The sequence below is a fragment of the Bordetella muralis genome, assembly GCF_054781015.1.
The window spans coordinates 71398-94492 of the sequence record NZ_BAAGVF010000001.1; the positions used below are offsets into that span (position 1 = coordinate 71398).

Consider the following 23095-nt stretch of genomic DNA (forward strand, 5'->3'; position numbering starts at 1 on the left):
TTTAGCGCAGGCCCAGTTTCTTGCGTACGGAGAGGAGCGAGATCAAGCTGATCACGGCCGCGAAAATGACATAGAAGCTCGGCGCGAGCTTGTTGCCACTGACTGATATCAGCCAGGCGATGATGAACGGCGCGAATCCGCCAAAAATCGTGACGGCGATGTTGTAGCCGAGTGACATACCGGTCGTGCGCGACTGGGTCGGGAACAGATCGGTCAACAACGCAGGCAGCGCGCCGAAGTAGCCCGCCAACAAGACCCCGATCACGAATTGCACCACGATCATGGTGGCAAAGGTGGGCGACGATCTCAGCAACAAGAACAGCGGATACATCAAGACGAGAAAGAGCACTGCCGAGGTCAGCATGATGCCTGTGCGGCCGTGGCGATCGGACCAGTGTCCGACCATGGGTGCAAAGATGAATTGAACGACGCCGGTGACCAGGGTCGCGGCAAACGCGGCGGACGCGGGGATACCCAGTTGTTTGACCGCATACGTGGGCATGTAGAGGATCAGATAGGTCGCAACCGTGCCCAGTACGACGGAGCCGATGGCGAGGATCAGGCGTGTGCGGTGTTGCGTGAAGGTGTCGGCCAACGGCGATTCTGTACGCTCTGCCGCGAGAAACTCCGGTGTTTCGTCGATACGCGTGCGAATGTAATACGCGACGGGGCCGATCAAGAGGCCAAAGAAAAACGGCACACGCCAACCCCAGCTCTCGAGTTGTTCGGTCGTTAACCAGGCATTCAGTCCTGTGCCGAAACCGGCGGCCAGGATGGTGGTCAGGCCTTGGCTGGCGACTTGCCAGCTGGCAAAGAAGCCGCGGCGGTTCGGGCTGTGTTCGGCCAGAAAGGCGGTGGCGCTGCCGAACTCTCCGCCTGCGGAAAAGCCCTGGATCATGCGCGCGATCACAATGCCGATGGGCGCCCAGATACCGATCGCAGCATAGGTGGGCATGACGGCAATCATCAATGTGCCCAGCATCATGAGCATGATGGCCAGCGTCAAGGTAGCACGGCGGCCGACACGATCGGCGTACACGCCCAGCACCAATGCACCCAGCGGACGCATGAAAAACGATACGCCAAAGGTACCCAACGTGATCAGCAGCGAAATCGTTTCGTTTTCGTTCGGAAAAAACAAGCGCGAAATGGTGGCGGCGAAAAAGCCGTAAACCACCAGGTCAAACCATTCCAATGCATTGCCGATTGAGGCGGCGGCGATCAGGCGTCCTGCCGAAGGAGAGGCCTTGCCCGTTGCTGGCGATACCGTTGATGCGGTGTCCATGGATGAAGTGTCCGAAAGTGAGACAGAGCGTTTAATGGAATGCTGTCAGACAGCGTTAAATACAAAGCCGGAAAACAGGATGTCGTCCGGCTGGTGTGCCGAGGTCGCACTAATGCGGCCTCGAATGCAAGGATAGCGCCAAACTCAGGCCTGGCCTGCGCCAGCTTGAGCAATGGCTTCGATCTCGATCAAGGCGCCCGGCACCATCAGATCGGCACGCACGGTCGATCGCGCAGGCAAGGTGGCATCTCCAAAAAACGCACCATAGGCCGCGTCGAACGCGGCGAAGTCCTCGGTGCGGGTCAACCAGACCGTGGCCTTGACGATGTCGCGTGCGGTCAGCCCGGCTGCCTTGAGCTGGCGTTCGATGTTTTCCAGGCAGACGTGCGTCTGCGTGGCGACGTCGTCGCCGATCAGGCGAAAGCCTTCGCCGAATGCCATTTGGCCGGATACGAAAACCAGGTCGCCTGCGCGGCGGTACAGCGAAAAATTGGGCAGGCGTTTGATCGGGCTGGAAGAGGATGGGGGGCTGGTCGACATGGAATAGCTCCGTATAGTTGAAAAGTCGATATCGATATGCGTGACGTGAGGTCAGCCGTCGTGAAAAACCGTGAACTCGTCTACCGGAACGCGCGTAGTGCGGTATTGATTGACTGGCTCGTCGGGATCTTGATAGCCCAGCGATATGCCGCACACGACGATCTGATCGTCCGGGATGCCCAGTTGTTGTTTGATGATGTCGGGGTAATTAGCCAGAGCTGCCTGCGGGCAGGTGTCCAGGCCACAGCCACGAGCCATGATCATGATGTTCTGCAAGAACATGCCGTAATCCAGCCAGCTGCCTTTGTCCATGTCGTTGTCGATGGTGAACAGCAGTACGCAAGGAGCGTCGAAGAACACGTAGTTACGGGCATGCTGCTGCGACGAGGCCTCGCGATCGCCTTTCTGAATGCCCAGCAGGCTGTACAGGCCCCAGCCTGTTTCGCGCCGCCGATCCAGATAGGGACTGCGCCAATTCACCGGATAGTACTGATACTCTCGGCGTTCCGGTTCGTGGCGGGCGTGGGCCTGCAGCAATGCCTGGGACAGGGCATCGCGGCGAGCGCCGGTGACGACGTGTACTTTCCAGGGCTGGATATTGCTGCCGCTGGGCGCACGAGCGGCGGCCTCCAGGATCCGGCGAATCAGTTCCTCTGGCACTGGCTTGGGCAAGAAACCTCGAATGCTTTGGCGCGAGACGATGGCTTGTTCAATAGCGTGCGGTGCATCGTTCATTTCAGTGGTTCCTGGGATAGCGGCATCCTGATCGATGCGTCGTCGATTCGAGGATAACGAGTTCAAGTCACGGATCAGACGGTTGGCACCTCTGGCGCATCAGTATTGACGCGCGGACTGCCGTATTTGAATGATCCCTGTGCGGAGGCCAATACGCGGCCGTCGGGGGCGGTCACCGTGGCTTGAGAGAAATAAATCTTGCGCCCGCTGCCGGTGACCGTGCCGGTTGCCAGGACATGGCCGCTTTTGACGGAACCGATGAAGTTGATGGCCAGCGAGATGGTGACGGAGTTGCTGCGTTCGGCATGATTGGGATCGATACCCGCATAACCACAGGCAGCATCCAGCAGGGCGGAGACCACACCGCCTTGTAACGCGCCTTGGCGGTTGAGATGGTTCGGTTGCAGCGCCATGCGAATGACGACGCGGCCGTCGCCCCAACTCTCGATTGTGGCGCCTAGCGAGTGCAGAAAAGGATTGTCTTCGAAACGGCTCATGGTACGGTGGCAATGGATAGTGAAATCGGGTGCGTACGCCCGGATACAACCATTGATGATACCGTTGATAGATCAATTTGTCGGCTGAGCCCTGTCACAAGCGGCGAGGCGGACGATGATCATTCATCGTCCGCCTCGTGATACCTGCTGCGCCTGATGCCAGCACGGCTGGCGTGTATCAGTCCCCGGGTTGCTCAGAACGCAATACTGGCACTCAAACTATAAGTGCGCGGATCGCCCGCCTTGATGTAGTTCTCCGACTGATACAGCCAGTAGCGCTTGTTGGTGAGGTTGTTGATGCCGGCACGGAAGGTCGTGTTGTAGCCATAGATGCGCGTGTCGTAGGTGGCGCCGATATTAAAGACGGTGTAGTCGTCGACCTTGATGTTGTTCGACGCGTCCAGCATGATGCCCCCTGTGTATTTGGCATCGGCCCGCAGTTTCAGGCCCGGCAGTTGCGGCACATCATAGACAACTTGTGCCGCGGCGATGAATTTGGGTGCGCCCGCGACGCGGTTGCCGTTGTGATCGGCGCCTTTCTTGTACTCGCTATCGAGCAGCATGATGCTGCCGCCGACATTCCAGTCCCGCGCGACGCGCGCCGAGGCGCCGAGCTCCAGGCCCTGGTAAATCGACTTGCCGCCTTGCACCAGCTCTTGTCCTCCGTCTGCGAGCTGCCGGGCGTACTCCGATTTTTTCTCGATGCGAAATAGCGCGGCGGTCGCTGACCAATCCTCGTTTTCGGTCTTGATGCCCAGCTCGTATTGTTTGCTCTTGAGTGGACTGAGCAGGGCACCGCGGTTCTCGTAGGTATTGCCCACGACCGAGCCCGGTTCCAGGGATTCGATGTAGCTGGCATACGCCATGGTCTGCGGCGTGAAGTTGTACATCAGCGCCACGGTCGGTGTCAGGACGCCGTTTTTCTCATAGGGTTCCGACCGAACGCCTGCGGCATCAAAACCTTGCTGCTCATAATTGGTGTAGCGCAGACCGCCCAGGATCGACCAGCCGCCGGTCAAGTCGATCGTGTCGCTGGCGAACGCCGCTTTCTGTGTGATCTCTGCGGCGCGATACAGATCGAGCTGGCCTTCGCTGTAATAGGTGTTGGGATTCTGCTCATACAGATTGCCTGTACCCTGGAGCTGATACACACCATTGGAGCTGTAATCGTTCTTTTGCTTTTGCCACGACACGCCCAGCACGACCTGGTGTTTGAGCGGGCCGGTACTGAATTTGCCTTCGGCCATGGCTTCCCATTGATTATAGGAATAGGCCTCTCCATAGTCGGAACGGTAATCGTCGTAGTCGCCATCGCTATTGGTCAGCGACAGTACGGCTTCGTTGCGACGTGTACGGGTGGAGTTATAGGTGTAGTGGGTGCTGACGTTCCAGTTGTCGTTCACCGCATACTTCAGGCCTGTGGAGTAAAAGCGGAAAGCGTTGTCGGCATAAGGGCCTTCGCCCTGAAGATTGTTGTTATCGGCTCGCAGTGGCGAGGGCAGCGAGGTGCCCGACATGCCTGCCGCGGTGATGGTCGCGTCCTGCCTGATGGCTTTGCGGTCCTGGTAGATGGACTGAAAGTCCCACGTCAATTTGTCAGTCAGACGCGCGTCCAGTGCCAACGAAACCGAGTCCCGATAAAGCGAGCCGTCGTTGTAGGTGGTGCCTTCTTCGTGAGTCGCGTTGAGCCGATAGCCGAATCGTCCGTCATCGCCGGCGCGGCCTCCCAGATCAACGGATTCGCGCAGCACGCTTTGCGAGGTATAGCCTAGTGTGATGCTGCGTACAGGCTCGTCGGTGGGTTTCTTGGTGACGTAGTTCAGCATGCCGCCCGGCGCGCCAAAGCCGTACATGAATCCCGAGGCGCCCTTGAGCAAGTCGATGCGTTCGAATTGCTCATAGGGCAAGGTGGTGACATAGCTGACAAAGGGCTTGCCATCGATGCGGTACGAGTTCTGCCAATCCAGGGGCAGGCCACGCACGGTCAGATAGCTGGCCCAGGCCCCGTTGGACGAGCTGTTATCGCCTACAGAGGCGTCCAGCGCAAACACGTCGCCCAGTTTGGAAACCTGGCGGTTTTCGATATCTGCAGCGGTGACAACGGTACTGGAGAACGGTGTTTCGAGTTGCGTGCGGCTGCCCAATGCACCTGCGTTCACCGGGGTGTTCAGGTGCTCCAGCGAGTCATCGAGGGTATCGGCCTGAATGGTGACGGCTGGCATTTGCGTCACGCTCGATGCAGTGGTTGCGCTCGGTGCGTCAATGGACTGCGCTTGGGCGCAAGTCGCATAGACGCCAGCCAAGGCCAGGGCCAGCACCGAAGGCAGACTGGGACGTTGGACACCGAACCATGCAGGACGTTGCCGGAAGTACATTGAGTAAGCCACGGAGGGGCTCCAGACAGGAAAGATAGAAGGAAAACCTATCTTTTTATTGAAAATGCGAGTAATTCGCAATTACTTTTAATTCTTGAAATGTTTGAGTGCGGTAATCGATAAAAACAAAAAAAAAACGGGCCCTATCAAGGGCCCGTCGAAAGATCATCGCGGAATGTGCGGACTCAATGCGCCGCTTTGTACTCCTGGCGATAACGATGCAGCAATGGCTCGGTGTAGCCGTTGGGCTGCGTCAGGCCTTCGAACACCAGGGCGCTGGCCGCCTGGAACGCAACGGACGTATCGAAATGACCGGCCATGGGTTGATACAGCGGGTCGTTGGCGTTTTGCTGGTCGACGACTTTGGCCATGCGCTCGAGAGTTTCCTGCACTTGTTCGCGCGTCGTGATGCCATGACGCAACCAGTTGGCGATGTGCTGGCTGGAGATACGCAGCGTGGCGCGGTCTTCCATCAGGCCGACGTCGTTGATGTCCGGGACTTTCGAGCACCCGACACCCTGGTCGATCCAGCGCACGACATAGCCGAGGATGCCCTGGGCGTTGTTTTCCAGTTCGCGGCGGATGTCATCGGGACTCCAGTCGGCGGGGTTGCCGACAGGGACGATCAACAAGCCATTGAGCAGTTCGTCTTGTACGTCGGCGAGTCTGGTGCTTTCCAGTTGCTGTTGCACGGCAGACACGTCGACTTGGTGATAGTGCAAGGCGTGCAGGGTGGCTGCGGTGGGTGACGGTACCCACGCGGTATTGGCGCCGGCCTTGGGATGGGCAATTTTTTGCTCCAGCATGGCGGCCATCAGGTCGGGCATGGCCCACATGCCTTTGCCGATCTGGGCACGGCCACGCAAGCCGCAATCCAGGCCGACCAGAACGTTGCTGCGCTCATAGGCGGCGATCCAGGCGCTGGATTTCATGTCGCCCTTGCGCATCATGGGACCTGCTTCCATGGTGGAGTGCATTTCGTCACCTGTGCGATCGAGGAAGCCCGTATTGATGAAGGCGACGCGGCCGGCTGCTGCCAGGATGCACGCCTTGAGGTTGACGCTGGTGCGCCGCTCTTCGTCCATGATGCCCATCTTGATCGTGTGGCGCGGCAGACCGAGCAGGTTCTCGACTCGATCGAACAATTCATTGGCAAAGGCCGCTTCGATGGGGCCATGCATCTTGGGTTTGACGATGTAGATCGAGCCCTTGCGCGAATTGCGTTTGTTTGCACGGTCAGGCAGGGCCGTCAAGGTCGTAAGCACGGCGTCCAGAATGCCTTCGGGGATCTCGTTGCCGCTGGCATCCAGAATCGCCGGGTTGGTCATCAAGTGGCCGACGTTACGTACAAACAGCAGCGAACGGCCATGCAAGGTCAGTGTGCTCTTGCCGTCGGGTGTGCGGTATTCGCGGTCGGCATTCATGCGGCGCGTGAAGGTCTGGCCGTTTTTGGTGACTTCCTCGGTCAGGTCGCCTTTCATGAGGCCGAGCCAGTTGCGGTAGATCTGCACTTTGTCATCCGCGTCGACGGCGGCGACGGAATCTTCGCAATCCATGATGGTGGTCAGCGCGGCTTCGACCACCACGTCTTTGACGCCGGCCGAATCCGTGGCACCAATGGTGTGCGTGCGATCGATCTGGATTTCGATATGCAGGCCGTGATGTTTGAGCAGGATGGATTGCGGGGCCTGCGGTTCGCCGACATAGCCCACGAACTGCGCGGCGTCTTTCAGTCCGGTGCTGCCTTGTTGGGTTGTGACGACCAGTTGGCCGTTGTCGATGGTGTAGGACGTGGCATCTGCATGCGAGCCCTGCGCCAGGGGCGCAGCTTGATCCAGCACGGCGCGTGCGCGGGCAATGACGGCTTCGCCGCGTTGCGGGAAATAGCCGCGGCCGGTGTCGCCGGGTGTCGGAGGGATGGCGTCGGTGCCATACAGGGCGTCGTACAGGCTGCCCCAGCGCGCGTTAGCGGCGTTCAGGGCATAGCGTGCATTGGACATGGGTACGACCAACTGCGGGCCGGCTTGCTCGGCGATTTCGGCGTCGACATCGGGCGTGCTGACTTGCACGGCGTCGGGAACGGGCAGCAGGTAGCCGATTTTGGTGAGAAACGCCCGGTAAGCGGCGAGATCGCGTACTGGGCCAGGATTGGCGCGATGCCAGTTGTCCAGCTCATTTTGCAGGCGGTCACGGTCTGCCAGCAGTGCGCGATTGCGCGGCGCGAGGTCGCGCACGATGGCGGCAAAACCGCGCCAGAATTCTTGAGGGGCAATGCCGCTTGCGGGCAAGGCCTCGTTTTGGATGAATTGGTGAAGCACGGCCGCCACTTGCAGGCCATCTTGCTCAATACGTTCAGTCATCTTTTGCTCGCAAAAAATCAGGGGCGGGCGCAACCAGCGCGATGAACCTACATGATCGGGGCATGCGGGCACGATGTCTACCTCTGAACCTGCTGGTCATACCAGTTTATTTAGTGTGAATTTGCGGGAATGGGCTTTTTTATGGTTCTATTTCAATTACTTGACTGGATCCCGCATGCATGCGGCATGAGAGGTGATCACCCGGTCATACCAGTGAGCTCCGTATGGAAACAGAGACTGCGACAGCAGGACGCCAGGTCGCCGACGTGGTGGCCGAACGTATTGAGCGCCTGATCATGGATGGCGTGCTCAAAGCCGGGCAGGCATTGCCGTCCGAGCGCCGTTTGACGGAAAAACTCGGCGCTTCTCGTACGGCCCTGCGCGAGGGGCTGAAACTCTTGCGCGCACGCGGCATCATTCACACCGAGCAAGGCAAGGGCTCGTTCGTGGCGCCGATTTCACAGGTGGATGCGGGACCGCTGGTGCATTTGTTCCATTCCCAGCCGCGCACGCTGTATGACTTGCTGGAGGTGCGCGCCCTGCTCGAGGGGGAGTCTGCGCGCCTGGCGGCGATTCGAGGGACCGAGGCGGATTTCATCATGATCCGCCGGCGTTATCAGGCCATGATGGACGCGCATGAGCAGGACACCGATATTGCGACGCACGCCCATCTGGACCACGCTTTTCATTTGGCCGTGTGCGAGGCCTCGCATAATCCAGTGCTGACGCACACACTGCAATCGTTGACGGACCTGATGCTGGGGTCAGTATTTGCCTGTGTGAATAATCTGTACCATCGCCAGCCGCACAAGCAACAAATTGATCGTCAGCACACGGCCGTGTTCGAGGCGGTGACGGCGCGTCTGCCGGATCAGGCCCATCAAGCCGCCACGGATCATGTCAACAGCGTGCGGCAAAGCTTGGGCGAGATTGAGCAAGAAGAACAGCGTCTGGTACGGGCGACGTTGCGCCTGGAGGGCTGGGCGTAGTCTGCCCTACTGCGGTACGGCTCGACGCAATTCATATTCGTCGATCTGGATGGGTATCGCCAGTGCTGCCACAGGACGGCAGTACGGCGTCGAGCGCATGGACGCTGTCTCCAGACGCACAAAGGCCTCCCGAAGGAGGCCAGTGTGCCGGGGGAGGAGGGGGGACCCCCGATCGGGACAATCAGCTATTGGACGGCGGATAGTCCAGGTCGCCGAACGAGTAGTTGCCGGAAGCTTTGGCTTCGGCCAGTTCGGCTCGTACTTGAGCGCGCGTCAGGTGGCTGCCGTTGTCGGCCACGGCGGCGGGGTAATCTTCTTCGCCGTAGGTCACCAGGCCGGCGGTCTTGGCTTGGGCCAATTGAGCTTGGACTTCGGCGCGGCTGAGGCCGGGGCCTTGGGCGGCGACGGTGGGCGGGTAGTCCAGATCACCAAAGCTGTATTGGCCGTTGGCCTTGGCCTGAGCCAGTTCGGCCTGCACTTGGGCGCGGGTCATGGGTTGTGTGTTGGTATCAGCGGCTTGGGCGCCAGCGGCGACACCCAGGGATAACAGGATGGCAGTAGCAAGGGTCTTCATGACGATCTCCAGTTCATTGTCTTGGGACCATCGCACCCGGCAGCTAAATTTTTAGGGGGTGTGATTGTTGCCCGTTGAAGACATTGTGTGCCTGTTGAGACCTGGGATAAACCCTAGTTTTCTGAAAATATTTTTCCAAAAATAAGGATAATTGGTGACGGTTTTGTGAAAACCGTGCGATTTAGATGATAAATGGAATCGACGGGCCAGGGTCAGCTCGTCTTGCCGGGGCGCCCATCGACGACGTTTTCGGGCTTGGATTCCCCGTGCGCTGCTAGCGCTGCAGTTCGTCTTCCGCGTCTTTCAGGTCGGCCTGGGCTTCTTCGAGTTTGCGTTGAGCCTTGTTGATTTTGTCTTGTTTGCCTTTGGCGCGGGCTTCGGCGAGTTCTTCTTCGCGTTCCTGGACTTCTTCTTTGCGTTCATCGATCGCCTGCAGACGGTCTTTGCGTAAAGACTCGTTCGTGCAGGATCCGCGGGCCTCCGATAGCGCACGGCGCAGGCCGGCCTCGCGATGGGTATTGCCGTTGGCTTGTGCGGCGGCGATGTCGTTTTCGATGTGGCAGAACTTGGCCGCGCAACTGCGCAGGGCGCTGCAGTCCTGGATGGCGGCCGCGGGGGCAGCCTGGACATAGAGGGCCGGCACCAACAGGGCGGCACCGGCAAGCCAGCAGGACAGGCGGGGTAGAACGGACATGACGACTCCTTGTTGCATGCCCGCTATCCGGGCGTCAGATGAGTGTACCGGCCAACGCTGCTGCGATCAGCAGCAGGCCAGTCCAGAGGTTCGCACGAAACAGCATGAAGCTGCGTGCCGGCCGTTGCAGATCAAAGATATACAACTGCCATGCCAAGTGCACCGCAACGGCAAAGATACCGACCTGGTAGGCCCAGCTCATGCCGATATCGTAGCCGCCCCATGCCCACAGAATGATGGTGGCGAGATAAAACCCGCCCACCCATTGTTTGCCACGGTCGCCAAATCGCAGGGCCGTCGAGCGCAGGCCGAGTTGCTGGTCATCGCGCACGTCGATGTAGGCGTAGATGCTGTCATAGCCGACTTGCCACAACACCGCACCCAGCCACATGGCAATGGCGCCCAGCGGTACGGTGTTTTGCGTATCGGACCACGCCATCAGCATGCCCCAGTTAAAGCAGATACCCAAAACAACCTGCGGCCAGTAGGTGACGCGCTTGCACAATGGGTAGATGAACACGAATGGCAGGACGGCGATAGCCAGCCAACGGCTCATCTCGTTGATGAAAAACAGCAGCGATCCGCAGACCAGCAACTGGCCCAGCAGGAACCACACTGCCTGCCGCATGCTGAGCTGGCCGCTGGTCAGTGGACGAAACCGGGTGCGCTCAACATGTTTGTCTATATCGCGGTCGCACATGTCGTTGACGGTGCAGCCGATGCCGCGCATCAGCAAGGCGCCGAGCGAGAACACGATCAATCGACCCAGTTCCGGCAGACCGCCGGCAGCCTGGATCAGCGTGGCGATGCAAGGCAGGAGCGTCAGCCAGGTGCCAATAGGGCGGTCCAGACGGCACAGGCGTGCGTAAGGACGCCACGATTTAGGTAGCCAACGTTCGACCCAGTCGGTAAAGACGATGTCGTTCAGATCGGGAGAGGAGGTTTGCTGCGCGCTCGCCATAATGACAACTCGGTGGATAGGCGTGTGCTGGGACAAGGCGGCGCCGTGGAATGCGCCGCCCAACGTAAGAGATCAGACGTATTGTTTGATCAATTTGCCCAGAGTGGCAATGCCGGAGCGGATCTTGTCCTCGGGGACAGTGACAAAGCTCAGGCGCAAAGTGTTGGTCTGGGGTTTGCCCGCGTAGAACGGCTTGCCGGGAACAAAGGCCACGTTCTGCTCGATGGCCTGGGCCAGCAGCTTGGTGCTGTCGATGTGCTCGGGCAACGTGACCCACAGGAACATGCCGCCTTCGGGGATGGTCCATGTGACGGTGTCGGGGAATTCCTGCGCGAGGGCGTCCAGCATGCAGCGGCCCTGCACGCGGTAGATCTCGCGTACGGCGGGCAGGTGCTCTTCGAGGAAGCCGTCTTTCACCGCCTCGTAGACGGCCATCTGGGTCAGCGTCGGCGTGTGCAGGTCGGTGGCTTGTTTGGCCTGGACCAGCTTGTCGATGATGCTGCGATGCGCGGCGATGTAGCCCAGGCGCAGGCCGGGCGCCAGGACCTTGGAGAACGTGCCCAGGCGGATGACATTGGCGCCGTACTCGCTGGCCAGGGCAAGCAGACCCGGCTGCGGTTCGCCGGCGTAGCGCAGTTCGCCGTAGGGATCGTCTTCGATGATGGGCAGACCCAGTTGGGCTGCACGCTGAACCAGGGCCTTGCGGCGCTCCAGGGTCAGGGTGCGGCCGGTGGGATTCTGGAAATTGGGCAGGGCGTACAGAAAACGGGCGCCTGCGGCCAGCTCGGGCGTAATGGTCTCGGGGATCAGGCCGCCCTCATCGGTCGCGACGGGGACGAACTTGGGCTGGTACAGGCTGAACGATTGCAGTGCACCCAGGTAGCTGGGGTCTTCGACCAGGATTTTGCTGCCCTCATCGATCAGGACTTTGCCCAACAGATCCAGGGCTTGTTGCGAGCCCGAGACGATCAGGATCTGATCCGGCGTGACCTTTGCGCCGGCGCGGTTCAGATCCTCGGCCACCCATTTGCGCAGCGGAGCATAACCCTCGGTGGGACCATATTGCAGGGCGGCGCGGCCGTTGTCGGCCAATACCTTGTCGAACGCCGCTCGTACCACTTCTACCGGGAAACCGCTGGGGGCTGGCAGGCCACCGGCAAAGGAAATCACCTCGGGACGTTCGGTGACTTTGAGGATTTCGCGGATGGCGGAGCTGGTGAGTTGTTGGGCGCGTTGAGAAAACACGCACACGGGTTCGAGAGGCTGGTCCATGGGAAACTTTGGAAAAAGAACGGAAAAAATGAGCAAATATTGTCCCACAACGCCAAGGCAGGCCGTCACACGGGGCGGGTGGGCCTAAAATCACTTGGTTCGAAAGTTGCCTGTACAGTTACATTTCCATGTTTACCGCCACTGATCTTCCTACCGATAACAAGCCGCGTTTTTACGCCGAACTTGCCGCCCAGGCCCGGGCGTTGTTGACCGACGAAACGGACCGGATTGCGAATGCCGCCAATTTTGCGGCGTTGGCGTATCAGGCGCTGCCTACGATTAATTGGGCGGGTTTCTATTTCTATAACGGCGAAGAGCTCGTGCTGGGGCCTTTTCAGGGCAAACCGGCCTGCGTGCGCATTGCTCTGAATCGCGGCGTGTGCGGCGCAGCGGCAAGCCAGTGGCAGACGCAGGTCGTGGCGGACGTGCATGCGTTTCCGGGGCATATTGCTTGCGACGCGGCGTCGCGTTCCGAGGTGGTGGTGCCGCTGGTGCTCAATGGCGAATTGCTGGGCGTCTGGGATGTGGACAGTCCCGAACCTGGCCGTTTCGACGACGAGGACCGCCAAGGGATGGAGGCGTTGTGCGCCGTATTTCTGGAAAGTCTCGGGCAGCGGTGAGGTTTTCGTAGGCCGCGTGGCAGGACGCTTTTTTATCTGTGACTCAGGAAATCTGCGCTTCCTTGAGACGTCGCCGCGAATTGACAGCCTTGCCTCGGCCCGGTAGATTTCGGTTTCTTCTACGCCCACTTCGCGTACGCGTTATTTTTCCAATGCTTCCGGCCATCCGCTCCGTCGTTGCTTTCCGCGCCAGCTGCGTGGGGCTGACGTGCGTTGGCCTGAAATCCAAAAAACAGCCGCTCATCTGACCGGAGCATGCTGTTCCGTCAGATGGGCGACGGAACGGCGGCAAACCCGGCGGCATGACACGCGGCGAATATCCCCCAGCATCCTTAGCACTTCTGCACGGTTCCTTTGACGGTCCGCATTGCATCAGGAGTGCTTTATGTCGAGTTCTGCTTCTAGTTCGATTTTCCAGGGCGTCTGGATTCCTTTGGTGACGCCGTTCAGCGGTGAGGTGGGCCGCCAGCCAAAGGCGCCGCGGGGCGGGCATGTTTTCACTGACGCCGTGGACGGCGGCGCGTTGCGGCGCCTGGTCCGTCACTACGTATCCGCAGGCGTGGACGGGCTGGTGGTCTGCGGCAGCACCGGCGAGGCCGCTGCGCTGGACGACGCGGAACAATTGGCCGTGCTGGATACTGTGCTCGACGAAGCGCAGGGCCTGCCAGTGGTCATGGGGTTGGCGGGGAATCATCAAGGGCATGTGATGCAGCGCCTGGCGGCGTTCGGGACGCGGCCGCTGGCGGGGGTGTTGGCGCCTGCGCCGTATTACGTGCGCCCGGGGCAGCAGGGTGCGCTGACGTACTTTCGCACGCTGGCCGACGCCTCACGTGTGCCGCTGGTGCTTTACGACATTCCGTATCGCACCGGGGCTACGCTGGAGACCGAAACGCTGTTGGCGCTGGCCAGGCACGGCAATATTGCTGCGATCAAGGATTGTGGCGGTTCGCTGGACAAGACGGTGGCCTTGATCGCCGATGGCGGCATGCAGGTAATGGCGGGCGAGGATTTGCAGGCATTGTCCACCATGTGTCTCGGCGGCAGTGGCATGATTGCGGCTGCTGCACATATACGCCCGGATCTGTTCGTGGCGATGCATCGGGCGGTGCAGATGCAGCAATTGGAGGTGGCGCGGGGATTGTTCCATGCCCTGGCTCCCGCAATTCGCCTGGTATTTGCCGAGCCGAATCCGGGGCCGCTCAAGGCGCTCTTGGCCCGGCAAGGGCTGCTTTCCGATGTGCTGCGCGCCCCGATGCCCAACGCCAGTGCCGCCCTGGCGGCAGAGCTGGAGGCGGCCGTCATCGGGTTGAATCAGGCGTTTCCGATTGCGGGCCGGCTGGGCATCGCGGCCTGATGCGTGGGCAGCCGGTTCTGCCGTTCAGGGGATGCCGCCAAATCGCCTGGCGGCATCCCCTGAACGGCGGGCGATGCCGATGCGTACATATTTCTGCCATATTGCTATGATGCGGCCATCCTGAATAGCCCCGCAGTGGGCTATGGAGTTCCATGGCGCATACTTTTGAGTCGCTGTCGGCGTGGCAGGTCATGATGGCCGGCCTGTTGTTTTTCGGCGGTATCTATCTGTTGTTCGGCACGGCGACTTGGCTGCTGACTCGCTATGTCCTGCCGGCGCTGGGGATTGGCGGGGCGCTGGATCCGCGACCGTTGGCCCCTGGCCAACTGCGTCGCGAGTTGACGCAGTCAGGGTTGTCCATCCTGATCTTTGGGCTGGGCATGATCTTTCCCTGGGGCCTTTTGCAGCTCGGGTGGGCGCATCTCAATCTCGATGCGAGTGCCATGCAGATCGTTGTAGAGATCCTGGTATTGGTGGCGTGGAACGACGTACATTTCTGGATCAACCATCGTCTGCTGCACACGCGGTGGCTGCGCCGTTTTCATCTGCCGCATCATCGTTCGGTGGTGACGACGCCGTTTTCGACGTACAGCTTTCATCCCATCGAGGCGCTGATGTTGGGTAATGTGATCTTGTTGCCCATGGTGCTGCACGACTTTAGTTTCTGGTCACTGTTTTCGGTGCCGCTGTTCAGCCTGTTTTTCAACTGCGTGGGGCATGCCAACTACGATTTTTTCCCGCGCGTGTCGTACGCGCACTGGTTTGCCGCCAGCCGCCGGCATCATCTGCACCACGCTTGCTACAACGGCAACTATGGATTCCAGTTCACGTTCATGGACCGTTTATTCCGTACGCGGTTAACGGCAGATGCGGCCTCAGCGCAATTGGCCGCGGCCAGCCGGCGAGGCGCGATTGAGCGTCGGGGCTAGTGCCATGGCGCTCGCGAGAGGGCCGCGCCGGCTGCCCATGCTGCGTCATTGGCGTGACGTGCAAAGCCTGGCTTATATGGTCGCCTTGCCGGCATTGATGGCGTGGCAGTGGATCTACGGGCTGAATTGGCTGCTGTATGGGTTGATGTTGTTTTTGACATTGGGCATCGGCGTCGTGCATCACAACCATACGCACTTGCGCATGTGGCGTCATCGTGGCGCGAACCGGGCGACGGATATGGCGTTGACCTTACTGCAGGGGCACCCTACGTTTGTGTTTTTTCCTGCTCATGCGGGCAATCATCATCGCTATCAACATGGGCCGAGTGATTTGGCGCGGACCTATCGCTACGGTGGCGATACGAATCATCTCGCGGGGTATTTACTGCACCCGTTTCAAGCGGTGTGGAGTTTGTATCCCTTGTTCTGGCGCTGGTTGGCGCGGTTGCGCCGATACTGGCCGGGGGCGCTGCGCTATTGTCTTTGGCAATATGCCGCGTGGCTGGGTTTATGGGCTGGACTGTTGGCGGTAAATCCGGCCAAGGCGCTGGTGTTCGTGATCGTGCCGCAGCTGCATGGCCTGCATTGGTTGCTGGCGACGAATTATCTGCAGCACGCCCATACCGACGGCGGGCCTGAGCGTCGTGCGCGGTTGAGCTATGCGCGTAATTTCGAAGGCTGGGTCAATCCCTTGCTGTTCAACATCGGATTGCATACCGCACATCATGAGCATGGCCGCGCGCATTGGTCCGAGCTGACGCGTCTGCATGTTCAACATTATCGCCATCGCGTCGATCCCATGCTGATCGAACGCGGCCTGGTCCCGTATATGTTGCGGGTGTTTGTGTTGGCGCTGATCTGGCCGCGCTGCCGTAGTCGTTCATTGATGCGGCCGGAACATATTATTTAAAGTAGGAGCGTTCCTTCTCATGCCTGTTGCCTTTGACCGCGTGTATCTGGAAAGCGCCGGCTATTTCATGCCGGGCGAGCCCGTGAACAATGAGGATATGGATCGCTATATTGCGCCGTTGAACCGCATATCGGGCCGTATCAAGCAGCGCATTCTGGCTGAAAACGGCATCAAGCAGCGGTATTACTCAATCGACGAAACGGGAAATACGCGCTGGACGAATGCTGCGCAAGCCGCGCAGGCTATCGGCGATTGTCTGCGCCGGCAGGATCGTACGCTGAGCGAGGTGTCGTTGCTGACCTGCGGTTCCTCGGGCGGCGATGCCTTGATGCCGGGCTTTGCCAATATGATCCAGGGCGAGTTGGCGGCGCCACCGATGGAGACGCTGTCGGTGCATGGTATCTGCGCGGCCGGGGTGTCGGCGATTCAATCGGCGGCACAGGGGATTGAGCTGGGCGCGCATCCTCGCGCCTTGGCGGTCGCCAGCGAGATGCCCTCGCGATTGTTCAAGCGTTCGCGTTTTGCCGCGCGAGGCTATGACGCGGACTTTGATTCGCATTTTCTGCGCTGGATGCTATCGGATGGGGCGGGCGCGCTGTTGCTGGGCAATAGCGGCGCTGCGTTACCGGGAGCTTCGTCGGGTGTGCGATTGCGATTGAAGTGGATTCATCAACGCGCGTTTTCGGGCGACTATCCGGTGTGCATGCAACTGGGCTTGCCCGCCGAGGGCGGCCAGGGGCATCTGGATTACGCATCGTGGACAGAGGCCGAGGCCGCGGGAGCCTTGTCATTGCGTCAGGACATTCGCCTGTTGCCGCATCTGTTTGATATAGGCATTCACGAGTATGTGAGTCTGGTGCGTGATGGCTGGGTGAATCCTGAACGGGTGGACCATTTCCTGTGTCATTACTCGTCAGAGAAATTCATTCCGGTCGTGGCCGATCTCATGGAAAAAGCGGGGCTGGAGATTCCTCGCGAGCGATGGTTCAGCAACCTGGCCTGGCGTGGGAACACCGGCGCCGCATCGATTCTGATCATGCTGGCGGAGTTCCTCGAAACGCATACCCTTACGCCCGGACAGCAAGTCTTTTGCTACATCCCGGAGTCTGGCCGGTTCATGACGGCATATATGCTGTTCGAGGCCGAGGCGGTCGACGCGCCGTTATCGGTCCCGTCGCCCACAGGTCAGGCCGCTGCGACGACGCGGCCGAGTGCCCCCGTGAGCGCATCGGTGCACAGCGATGATGCCGACACGATTGCGCCGCCGCATGATCCCGAGCAAGCGCCACAGGGGCTGGGGCCGCTGCTGACGGAGTTGGCCTCGATCTGGCACGATTACCGTTCCCGCGTCTGGCGTACGCCTGTCGTGCGGCGTTTGCGCGAGCGCCGTTTCGCGACGGCGGATTATTTGAACTGGATGGAGCAGTGGGTCCCTCAAGTGCGCGAAGGCAGCAAGTGGATGCGCGAGGGCGCAGCATCGCTCACTGATACGTATCAGACCCTGGCGGATCTGATTGGCGTACATGCCGGCGAGGAGCAGAACGATTTCCAGATTTTGTTTCAGGATTATCGAAACGCGGGTGGCACAATCGCTGACATCGATGCGTTGCGCCGTAATCCCGGCGGCGAGGCCTTGAATGCCTATCTGCATGCCTTGGCGGCGACGCAGGATCCGATTGGATTGCTGGGCGCCATCTACATCATCGAAGGCACAGGCCAACGCATTGTGCCGGCATTGTTGCCGCTCTTGAGGGCGAGCCTGGATTTGCCGCCGGATCGATTCCGTTTCCTGGAGTATCACGGGCACAATGACGAGAACCATCTGGCGCGTTGGTTGATGGCGGTGGAGTTGGCGCTGGACGCCGACGATCGCGGCCAGGCAGAGCGTCGTATCGTGGATACGGCGCGCCGCACAGCGGCGCTCTACTTGATGCAATTCCATCACGTGATGGAGGCCGAATAACCATGAGTTCCCGCACCCCTGAGTTTTTGACACGCGAACACGATCCGGCAGACCCGAGCCCGTGGCTGGCGCTGTATCTGGATCGCAGCACGCCTTTGCCCGATGCCGTGAAAGAGGCATGGCTCGCGGATTCCAGTTGTGGATCGCGCCAGTATTTGCTGCCGTTTTTGCGGCCCTTGGCGCGCGCGTTCATCATCTTGATCCAAGTCGTCAAGACGTTTCTGCCGCGCAAGTGGTCGCATTCGAAACTGCTCCACCGGATTTTGGCGTGGGGGCTGGAACACTTTGTCTCACCCGAAGCCAATTGGCTGATCCTGCGGCATTTTCATCTGGGAGCGCAGGTCTTGTCGTTCATCGCACGCAATGCGCCGGTGCAGGTGTCGACTACGCCGCTGGAGCCCATGTGTATTGCGGATCTGAAGGACGAGTTGTTCGTCAAACATGATCTGAACCTGTTCAATTTTGTGATCCGGTTGAATGGCGCGCTGCGCGAGGCGGGTGTGGAAATGCATGCGCCCGAGAAAGTGGATTTTTCGATGATCCGCGATCCCGGGTTGCGGCTGGAAGATATGCCGCAACGCAAACGGAATTTTCTGGATCTGCAAAGCGCGATCGAGTTGTTCACGCCGCTCTATCAATTGATGCTGACCGACAATGATTTCTGGCGAGCGGCGAACTCCTTGCAGTTGGACGAAACCGTCGGGATTTATGCCGCGCAGATTCTGGGCGCGCCGCAGCATTTGATTCTGGTAAACAACAAACATCCCTTGGTGCCGTTGTCGACCTTGCGCGCTGGCTATCGATTGGTGCTGCACGGTTTGTCGACGGAGATGTTGCACAGTCTGTTGATGCGCGCGAAAAGAGACGCCGAGACCGCCGATTTTCCGGCGTCGCAGACAGCATAAGATCCGCTGTGCTGGCATACTGAAGGAAAACCGAACAAGATAACGGAGACACAACCCATGGTGGCCGAGACGGGCAGTACCGATCTGGTGTTTGATTACATCGTGGTGGGCGCAGGGTCGGCAGGGTGTTTGCTGGCCAATCGTTTGTCGTCGGATCCAGGCAAGCGCGTGTTGTTGCTGGAGGCCGGCGGTCGCGATAACTGGCACTGGATTCATATCCCGGTCGGCTATCTGTATTGCATCGGAAATCCGCGCACCGACTGGTGCTATCGCACGCATCCCGATCCGGGCCTGAATGGGCGCAGCCTGGGCTATCCGCGTGGCCGTGTGCTGGGCGGCAGTTCGTCGATCAACGGCATGATTTATATGCGTGGCCAGCGCGCGGACTATGATGGCTGGGCGGCGTTGGGCAATACAGGATGGGGATGGGATGAGGTGCTGCCGTTTTTCATGCGCAGCGAGGACCATCATGCCGGAGCGTCGGAGTTTCACGGTGCGGGCGGTGAATGGCGGGTCGAGCGTCAGCGCTTGTCGTGGGATTTGCTCGATGCATTTCGTGCCGCGGCAGCGCAGGCCGGGATCGCGTCCGTGTCGGATTTCAACCAGGGCGATAACGAGGGCTGCGACTATTTCGAGGTCAATCAGCGCCGTGGTATGCGCTGGAGTGCGGCGAGGGCTTTCCTCAAGCCGGCGGCCAGCCGACCCAATTTACACGTCATGACGGGTGCGCACGTGTCGCGCATCGTGTTTCAGAATCGACGTGCCGAGGGTGTGGCGTTTCGTCTGGGCGATGGCAGTGAACAAATGGCTCGCGCGCGGGCCGAGGTCATCCTGGCCGCAGGCGCGATCGGGTCGCCGCAATTGCTGCAGGTGTCCGGTGTCGGACCGGCGGCGTGGTTGCAGGCGCGCGGCATACCGGTGCTGCACGATTTGCCGGGAGTAGGCGAAAACCTGCAAGACCACCTGCAGTTGCGCATGATCTACCGCGTCACTGGCGCCAAAACCTTGAATGCCATGGTGGGCTCTTTATGGGGCAAGGCGCTCATGGGCGCTCAGTATGCCTTTGGACGGCGCGGGCCGCTGAGCATGGCGCCGTCGCAGTTGGGCGCATTCGCGCGATCCGGTCCTGAACAAGAACGTGCCAATGTGCAGTACCACGTGCAGCCCTTGTCGCTTGAAAAATTCGGTGAACCTTTGCATGCTTTTCCGGCATTTACGGCATCGGTCTGCAATCTGCGACCCACCAGCCGTGGCCATGTGCGGGTCACGAGCCCTCAAGCGGATGATGCGCCTGAGATCCTGTGCAATTATTTATCGACCGAGGCCGACCGGCGAGTGGCGGCCGACAGTATTCGACTGACGCGTCGTATTGTGTCGCAGCAGGCGCTGGCATGCTACGCCCCGGAGGAATACAAACCAGGAAACGCATTGCAGACCGATGAGGATTTGGCGCGCGCAGCCGGCGAGATCGGGACCACGATTTTTCATCCAGTAGGGACGTGCAAAATGGGCGTGGATTCCTTGGCGGTGGTGGACCCTGAGTTGCGTGTGCATGGCTTGCAAGGCTTGCGAGTCATTGACGCGTCGGTGATGCCGACAATCACATCGGGCAATACCAATTCGCCCACCGTCATGATCGCCGAGAGAGGCGCGCATTTTCTTCACGCCAGTGCGAAAGCTGGCGCATGATCTGCCTGCGTGACTGATCCGGTGTGCGACAACCCCTCTGCTCAGAGGGGCATAGGTCTACCGTCTGGACGCGATGCGTGCGGACAGGGCAAATGCTTAGTCCGTGGGCGCATGCCGTACAAATCACTGAGTTATAGTCCCTGAGTTTTCCCGCACGCTGCGATCAATGTGAGGGTGCACTGCCTATGTTTCAGGGTTTCTCCTATGCCAGACACTATTGAGCTTGTCGCCACTATCTTGTTTGCGGTGGCGGTTATCCACACTTTTTCGGTACCGGTCTTTGCGCGCCTGGCGCATCGCAATGGGCCGCATGCCGGGGTATGGCATTTGCTGTCCGAGGTGGAGGCCGTATTTGGCGTCTGGGCTTTTGTGCTGATCGTGTGTATGGCGCTGCTCAGCGGCAGCGAGGCGGCCATCCATTATGTAGATACGCGTAACTTCACTGAACCGCTTTTTGTGTTCGTGATCATGGTGGTGGCAGCGAGCCGGCCGATCCTCGAACTGGTGGGCCTGGTTGTGAGGGGCCTGGCGCGTTGTTTACCAGTGCAACGCGAGGTCGCGACGTTTTTCGTTGTGATGTCGATGGTGCCGCTGGGAGGCTCTTTCATCACTGAGCCGGCGGCGATGACACTGGCGGCAATTCTGCTGCGTGACGCTTATTTCCGCCGATCGGGACATACACGCTTTAAATATCTGACGCTGGGCGTGTTGTTTGTCAACGTGTCTATCGGCGGGGTGTTGACGGCTTATGCTGCGCCACCGGTCTTGATGGTGGCTTCCACGTTTGGATGGGATTCGGCCTTTATGGCGACGCATTTCGGCTGGCGTGCCGCGATTGCCGTGTTCATCAATGCAGGGATTCTGACCTGGATCTGCCGCAGCGCTCTGATAGCTCACAGTATCGGAACAGGCAATGGCATCAATGCCGCGGAAGACGAGCCCCCCAGGCGCGCTCCTGTGCCGCTGTTGATCATTCTGATTCACCTGGCATGTCTGGTGGGGGTTGTGATGACGGCGCACCATCCGGCCGTCTTTCTGGGTTTGATGATGCTGTTCATCGGTTTTTCCCATGCCTATCGGCGTCACCAAGATCGTTTGCTGATCCGCGAGGGGCTGATGGTCGGTTTTTTCCTGGCGGGGTTGGTGGTTTTGGGGGGCCTGCAAAAATGGTGGCTGCAGGATCTGCTGGGCGGCTTGGAGCCGACCGTATTGTTCTGGGGTGCGACCGCGCTGACGGCGATCACAGACAACGCCGCGCTGACCTACCTGGGTTCGCTGGTCGAGGGATCGAGCCCGACATGGCACTACATGTTGGTGGCTGGTGCGGTGACCGGAGGCGGGTTGACGGTAATTGCCAATGCGCCCAATCCCGCGGGTTACGCCATTTTGCGGCCTTTTTTTCCTGACGAAGCGATTTCCGCAGGCAAGCTGTTTCTGTCTGCTCTGGTGCCTACCTTGGTGGCGGCGGGAATGTTCTTGGTGCCCATTGGGCGATGATGCTTCGGCTTGACGTGTCCTGGGAGATTGCTCGGCAACGTGGGCTGTCTGTCAATTAGCCCGTTGTGGCTTCGACGCATCCCAGGAGCACATGACTTGAGTGATGGCAGCGTCCATTACCGTGTAACGGATACCATCACGGGCCAACGTGGGCAGTCCTAGCAGAAAGGCATCGAAGACAGTCGCCAATGCCCGGACATCCGTATCGGCGCGCAGTTCACCGCTGTCGATACCTCGTTGTACACAGGAGGCGATGCCTGCTCGTGTCCGAGCGCGAGAGCGCGTCAGTGGTGTGGTCACATCTGCATTTTCTTCGGATGGTGCACTCATGACGCCCAATCCAACCATGCAGCCTTTGGGGTGCCCTCGGTCGCATTGCATTCTGGCCGAGTTTCGCAGTGTGGTTTCAATGGCTTCGCGTGGAGGAAGGTCGGGATCCCACAGGGATTCCGTCACCTGGGCATAGGTGGATAGGTAACGTTGCATGCACTCCTGAAACAGGGCTTCCTTGGATTTGAAGGCCGCGTAGAAGCTTGGTGCGGAGATGCCATTGCCAATGCCTGCTTTCAACTGGTTCAACGACGTGGACTCGTAGCCGTTCTGCCAGAAGATGTGCATCGCCTGTTCAACGGCTTTGTCTCGGTCGAAGGTTCGCGGACGCCCCATTACCGCCATGTCTAACTCCAAGAAGTTCTTTTCTATTAAGATACTAAACGATATATAAGTCGTTGACAATGCTTCGGTGCGCAAGTAATATACCGTTCGATACATAAATCAGTTAAGGCTGTAGCTCGTAGCTACACACAAGGCGGGTTCCATCATCCTCTGTTGATCTAGCTCACACGGGATGCGGAATTTTTCGCCTATATATATACCGATTGATATATATCTAGACGAGTCAAAGTCGAACCTCACGCAACCCTCCTTTTATCGAGAAAGATCGCCG

At 59.5% G+C, this 23095-nt stretch carries 20 protein-coding genes; 9 read left to right on the forward strand and 11 right to left on the reverse strand.

Annotated features, from left to right (window positions below; translation table 11 throughout):
* Position 1: 1 nt before the first annotated feature.
* From ACYVIT_RS00395 to ACYVIT_RS00420, 6 genes are all read right to left on the reverse strand, one after another.
* Positions 2–1285 carry an MFS transporter gene (locus tag ACYVIT_RS00395; protein WP_415806956.1) on the reverse strand — a complete coding sequence of 428 codons (1284 nt, stop codon included), beginning with the start codon at positions 1283–1285 and terminating at the stop codon, positions 2–4.
* 144 nt (positions 1286–1429) lie between these two features.
* Positions 1430–1825 carry a RidA family protein gene (locus ACYVIT_RS00400; RefSeq protein ID WP_415806957.1) on the reverse strand — a complete coding sequence of 132 codons (396 nt, stop codon included), beginning with the start codon at positions 1823–1825 and terminating at the stop codon, positions 1430–1432.
* A 51-nt stretch (positions 1826–1876) separates the two neighbouring features.
* Positions 1877–2560, reverse strand: a complete 684-nt coding sequence (locus tag ACYVIT_RS00405; RefSeq protein ID WP_415806958.1) for a nitroreductase — start codon at positions 2558–2560, stop codon at positions 1877–1879.
* A 74-nt stretch (positions 2561–2634) separates the two neighbouring features.
* Positions 2635–3057 (reverse strand): PaaI family thioesterase, encoded by a 423-nt coding sequence (locus ACYVIT_RS00410; RefSeq protein ID WP_415806960.1) that lies wholly within the window; start codon positions 3055–3057, stop codon positions 2635–2637.
* A 194-nt stretch (positions 3058–3251) separates the two neighbouring features.
* Positions 3252–5432, reverse strand: coding sequence for a TonB-dependent siderophore receptor (locus tag ACYVIT_RS00415; protein WP_415807033.1), 2181 nt, complete (start codon positions 5430–5432; stop codon positions 3252–3254).
* Positions 5433–5617: 185 nt separating this feature from the next.
* Positions 5618–7792, reverse strand: a complete 2175-nt coding sequence (locus ACYVIT_RS00420; protein ID WP_415806961.1) for a malate synthase G — start codon at positions 7790–7792, stop codon at positions 5618–5620.
* 224 nt (positions 7793–8016) lie between these two features.
* Here ACYVIT_RS00420 and glcC point away from each other — a divergent pair, with 224 nt between their 5' ends.
* Positions 8017–8781 (forward strand): transcriptional regulator GlcC, encoded by a 765-nt coding sequence (gene glcC, locus ACYVIT_RS00425; RefSeq protein WP_415806962.1) that lies wholly within the window; start codon positions 8017–8019, stop codon positions 8779–8781.
* A gap of 181 nt (positions 8782–8962) precedes the next feature.
* Here glcC and ACYVIT_RS00430 read toward each other — a convergent pair whose 3' ends face one another.
* The 4 genes from ACYVIT_RS00430 to ACYVIT_RS00445 form a co-directional block, all read right to left on the reverse strand.
* Positions 8963–9355 carry a DUF4148 domain-containing protein gene (locus ACYVIT_RS00430; protein ID WP_415806963.1) on the reverse strand — a complete coding sequence of 131 codons (393 nt, stop codon included), beginning with the start codon at positions 9353–9355 and terminating at the stop codon, positions 8963–8965.
* A 274-nt stretch (positions 9356–9629) separates the two neighbouring features.
* Positions 9630–10049 carry a DUF1090 domain-containing protein gene (locus tag ACYVIT_RS00435; RefSeq protein WP_415806965.1) on the reverse strand — a complete coding sequence of 140 codons (420 nt, stop codon included), beginning with the start codon at positions 10047–10049 and terminating at the stop codon, positions 9630–9632.
* A 34-nt stretch (positions 10050–10083) separates the two neighbouring features.
* On the reverse strand, positions 10084–11010 hold the full coding sequence (gene ubiA / locus ACYVIT_RS00440; RefSeq protein WP_415806966.1) for a 4-hydroxybenzoate octaprenyltransferase: 927 nt from the start codon (positions 11008–11010) through the stop codon (positions 10084–10086).
* 72 nt (positions 11011–11082) lie between these two features.
* A complete protein-coding gene (locus ACYVIT_RS00445) occupies positions 11083–12282 on the reverse strand; it encodes an aminotransferase-like domain-containing protein (RefSeq protein WP_415806967.1) in 1200 nt (399 codons plus the stop codon).
* Between the two features lie 128 nt (positions 12283–12410).
* Between ACYVIT_RS00445 and ACYVIT_RS00450 the strand changes: the two genes are divergently transcribed.
* From ACYVIT_RS00450 to ACYVIT_RS00485, 8 genes are all read left to right on the forward strand, one after another.
* Positions 12411–12902 (forward strand): GAF domain-containing protein, encoded by a 492-nt coding sequence (locus tag ACYVIT_RS00450; protein ID WP_415806968.1) that lies wholly within the window; start codon positions 12411–12413, stop codon positions 12900–12902.
* 385 nt (positions 12903–13287) lie between these two features.
* Positions 13288–14256, forward strand: a complete 969-nt coding sequence (gene dapA / locus ACYVIT_RS00455) for a 4-hydroxy-tetrahydrodipicolinate synthase (protein ID WP_415806969.1) — start codon at positions 13288–13290, stop codon at positions 14254–14256.
* Positions 14257–14408: 152 nt separating this feature from the next.
* Positions 14409–15185, forward strand: coding sequence for a sterol desaturase family protein (locus tag ACYVIT_RS00460; protein ID WP_415806970.1), 777 nt, complete (start codon positions 14409–14411; stop codon positions 15183–15185).
* A gap of 4 nt (positions 15186–15189) precedes the next feature.
* On the forward strand, positions 15190–16095 hold the full coding sequence (locus ACYVIT_RS00465) for a fatty acid desaturase (protein ID WP_415806971.1): 906 nt from the start codon (positions 15190–15192) through the stop codon (positions 16093–16095).
* A 19-nt stretch (positions 16096–16114) separates the two neighbouring features.
* Complete coding sequence (locus tag ACYVIT_RS00470; RefSeq protein ID WP_415806972.1) at positions 16115–18058, forward strand: iron-containing redox enzyme family protein; 1944 nt, start codon at positions 16115–16117, stop codon at positions 18056–18058.
* 2 nt (positions 18059–18060) lie between these two features.
* Positions 18061–18963, forward strand: a complete 903-nt coding sequence (locus ACYVIT_RS00475; RefSeq protein WP_415806973.1) for a DUF6999 family protein — start codon at positions 18061–18063, stop codon at positions 18961–18963.
* A gap of 57 nt (positions 18964–19020) precedes the next feature.
* Positions 19021–20652 (forward strand): GMC family oxidoreductase, encoded by a 1632-nt coding sequence (locus ACYVIT_RS00480; RefSeq protein WP_415806974.1) that lies wholly within the window; start codon positions 19021–19023, stop codon positions 20650–20652.
* Between the two features lie 204 nt (positions 20653–20856).
* Positions 20857–22149, forward strand: coding sequence for a putative Na+/H+ antiporter (locus tag ACYVIT_RS00485; RefSeq protein ID WP_415806975.1), 1293 nt, complete (start codon positions 20857–20859; stop codon positions 22147–22149).
* 51 nt (positions 22150–22200) lie between these two features.
* On the opposite strand, the gene ACYVIT_RS00490 is transcribed toward ACYVIT_RS00485, so the two are convergent.
* Complete coding sequence (locus tag ACYVIT_RS00490; protein WP_415806976.1) at positions 22201–22824, reverse strand: TetR/AcrR family transcriptional regulator; 624 nt, start codon at positions 22822–22824, stop codon at positions 22201–22203.
* Positions 22825–23095: the final 271 nt, after the last annotated feature.

Coding starts and splice junctions, on each gene's coding strand:
- glcC (WP_415806962.1), top strand. CDS start 8,017: ATGGAAACAGAGACTGCGACAGCAGGACGCCAGGTCGCCGACGTGGTG.
- ACYVIT_RS00485 (WP_415806975.1), top strand. CDS start 20,857: ATGCCAGACACTATTGAGCTTGTCGCCACTATCTTGTTTGCGGTGGCG.
- ACYVIT_RS00490 (WP_415806976.1), bottom strand. CDS start 22,824: ATGGCGGTAATGGGGCGTCCGCGAACCTTCGACCGAGACAAAGCCGTT.
- ACYVIT_RS00475 (WP_415806973.1), top strand. CDS start 18,061: ATGAGTTCCCGCACCCCTGAGTTTTTGACACGCGAACACGATCCGGCA.
- ACYVIT_RS00400 (WP_415806957.1), bottom strand. CDS start 1,825: ATGTCGACCAGCCCCCCATCCTCTTCCAGCCCGATCAAACGCCTGCCC.
- ACYVIT_RS00415 (WP_415807033.1), bottom strand. CDS start 5,432: ATGTACTTCCGGCAACGTCCTGCATGGTTCGGTGTCCAACGTCCCAGT.
- ACYVIT_RS00445 (WP_415806967.1), bottom strand. CDS start 12,282: ATGGACCAGCCTCTCGAACCCGTGTGCGTGTTTTCTCAACGCGCCCAA.
- ACYVIT_RS00430 (WP_415806963.1), bottom strand. CDS start 9,355: ATGAAGACCCTTGCTACTGCCATCCTGTTATCCCTGGGTGTCGCCGCT.
- ACYVIT_RS00465 (WP_415806971.1), top strand. CDS start 15,190: ATGGCGCTCGCGAGAGGGCCGCGCCGGCTGCCCATGCTGCGTCATTGG.
- ACYVIT_RS00470 (WP_415806972.1), top strand. CDS start 16,115: ATGCCTGTTGCCTTTGACCGCGTGTATCTGGAAAGCGCCGGCTATTTC.
- ubiA (WP_415806966.1), bottom strand. CDS start 11,010: ATGGCGAGCGCGCAGCAAACCTCCTCTCCCGATCTGAACGACATCGTC.
- ACYVIT_RS00410 (WP_415806960.1), bottom strand. CDS start 3,057: ATGAGCCGTTTCGAAGACAATCCTTTTCTGCACTCGCTAGGCGCCACA.
- ACYVIT_RS00480 (WP_415806974.1), top strand. CDS start 19,021: ATGGTGGCCGAGACGGGCAGTACCGATCTGGTGTTTGATTACATCGTG.
- ACYVIT_RS00405 (WP_415806958.1), bottom strand. CDS start 2,560: ATGAACGATGCACCGCACGCTATTGAACAAGCCATCGTCTCGCGCCAA.
- ACYVIT_RS00420 (WP_415806961.1), bottom strand. CDS start 7,792: ATGACTGAACGTATTGAGCAAGATGGCCTGCAAGTGGCGGCCGTGCTT.
- ACYVIT_RS00460 (WP_415806970.1), top strand. CDS start 14,409: ATGGCGCATACTTTTGAGTCGCTGTCGGCGTGGCAGGTCATGATGGCC.
- ACYVIT_RS00395 (WP_415806956.1), bottom strand. CDS start 1,285: ATGGACACCGCATCAACGGTATCGCCAGCAACGGGCAAGGCCTCTCCT.
- ACYVIT_RS00450 (WP_415806968.1), top strand. CDS start 12,411: ATGTTTACCGCCACTGATCTTCCTACCGATAACAAGCCGCGTTTTTAC.
- ACYVIT_RS00435 (WP_415806965.1), bottom strand. CDS start 10,049: ATGTCCGTTCTACCCCGCCTGTCCTGCTGGCTTGCCGGTGCCGCCCTG.
- dapA (WP_415806969.1), top strand. CDS start 13,288: ATGTCGAGTTCTGCTTCTAGTTCGATTTTCCAGGGCGTCTGGATTCCT.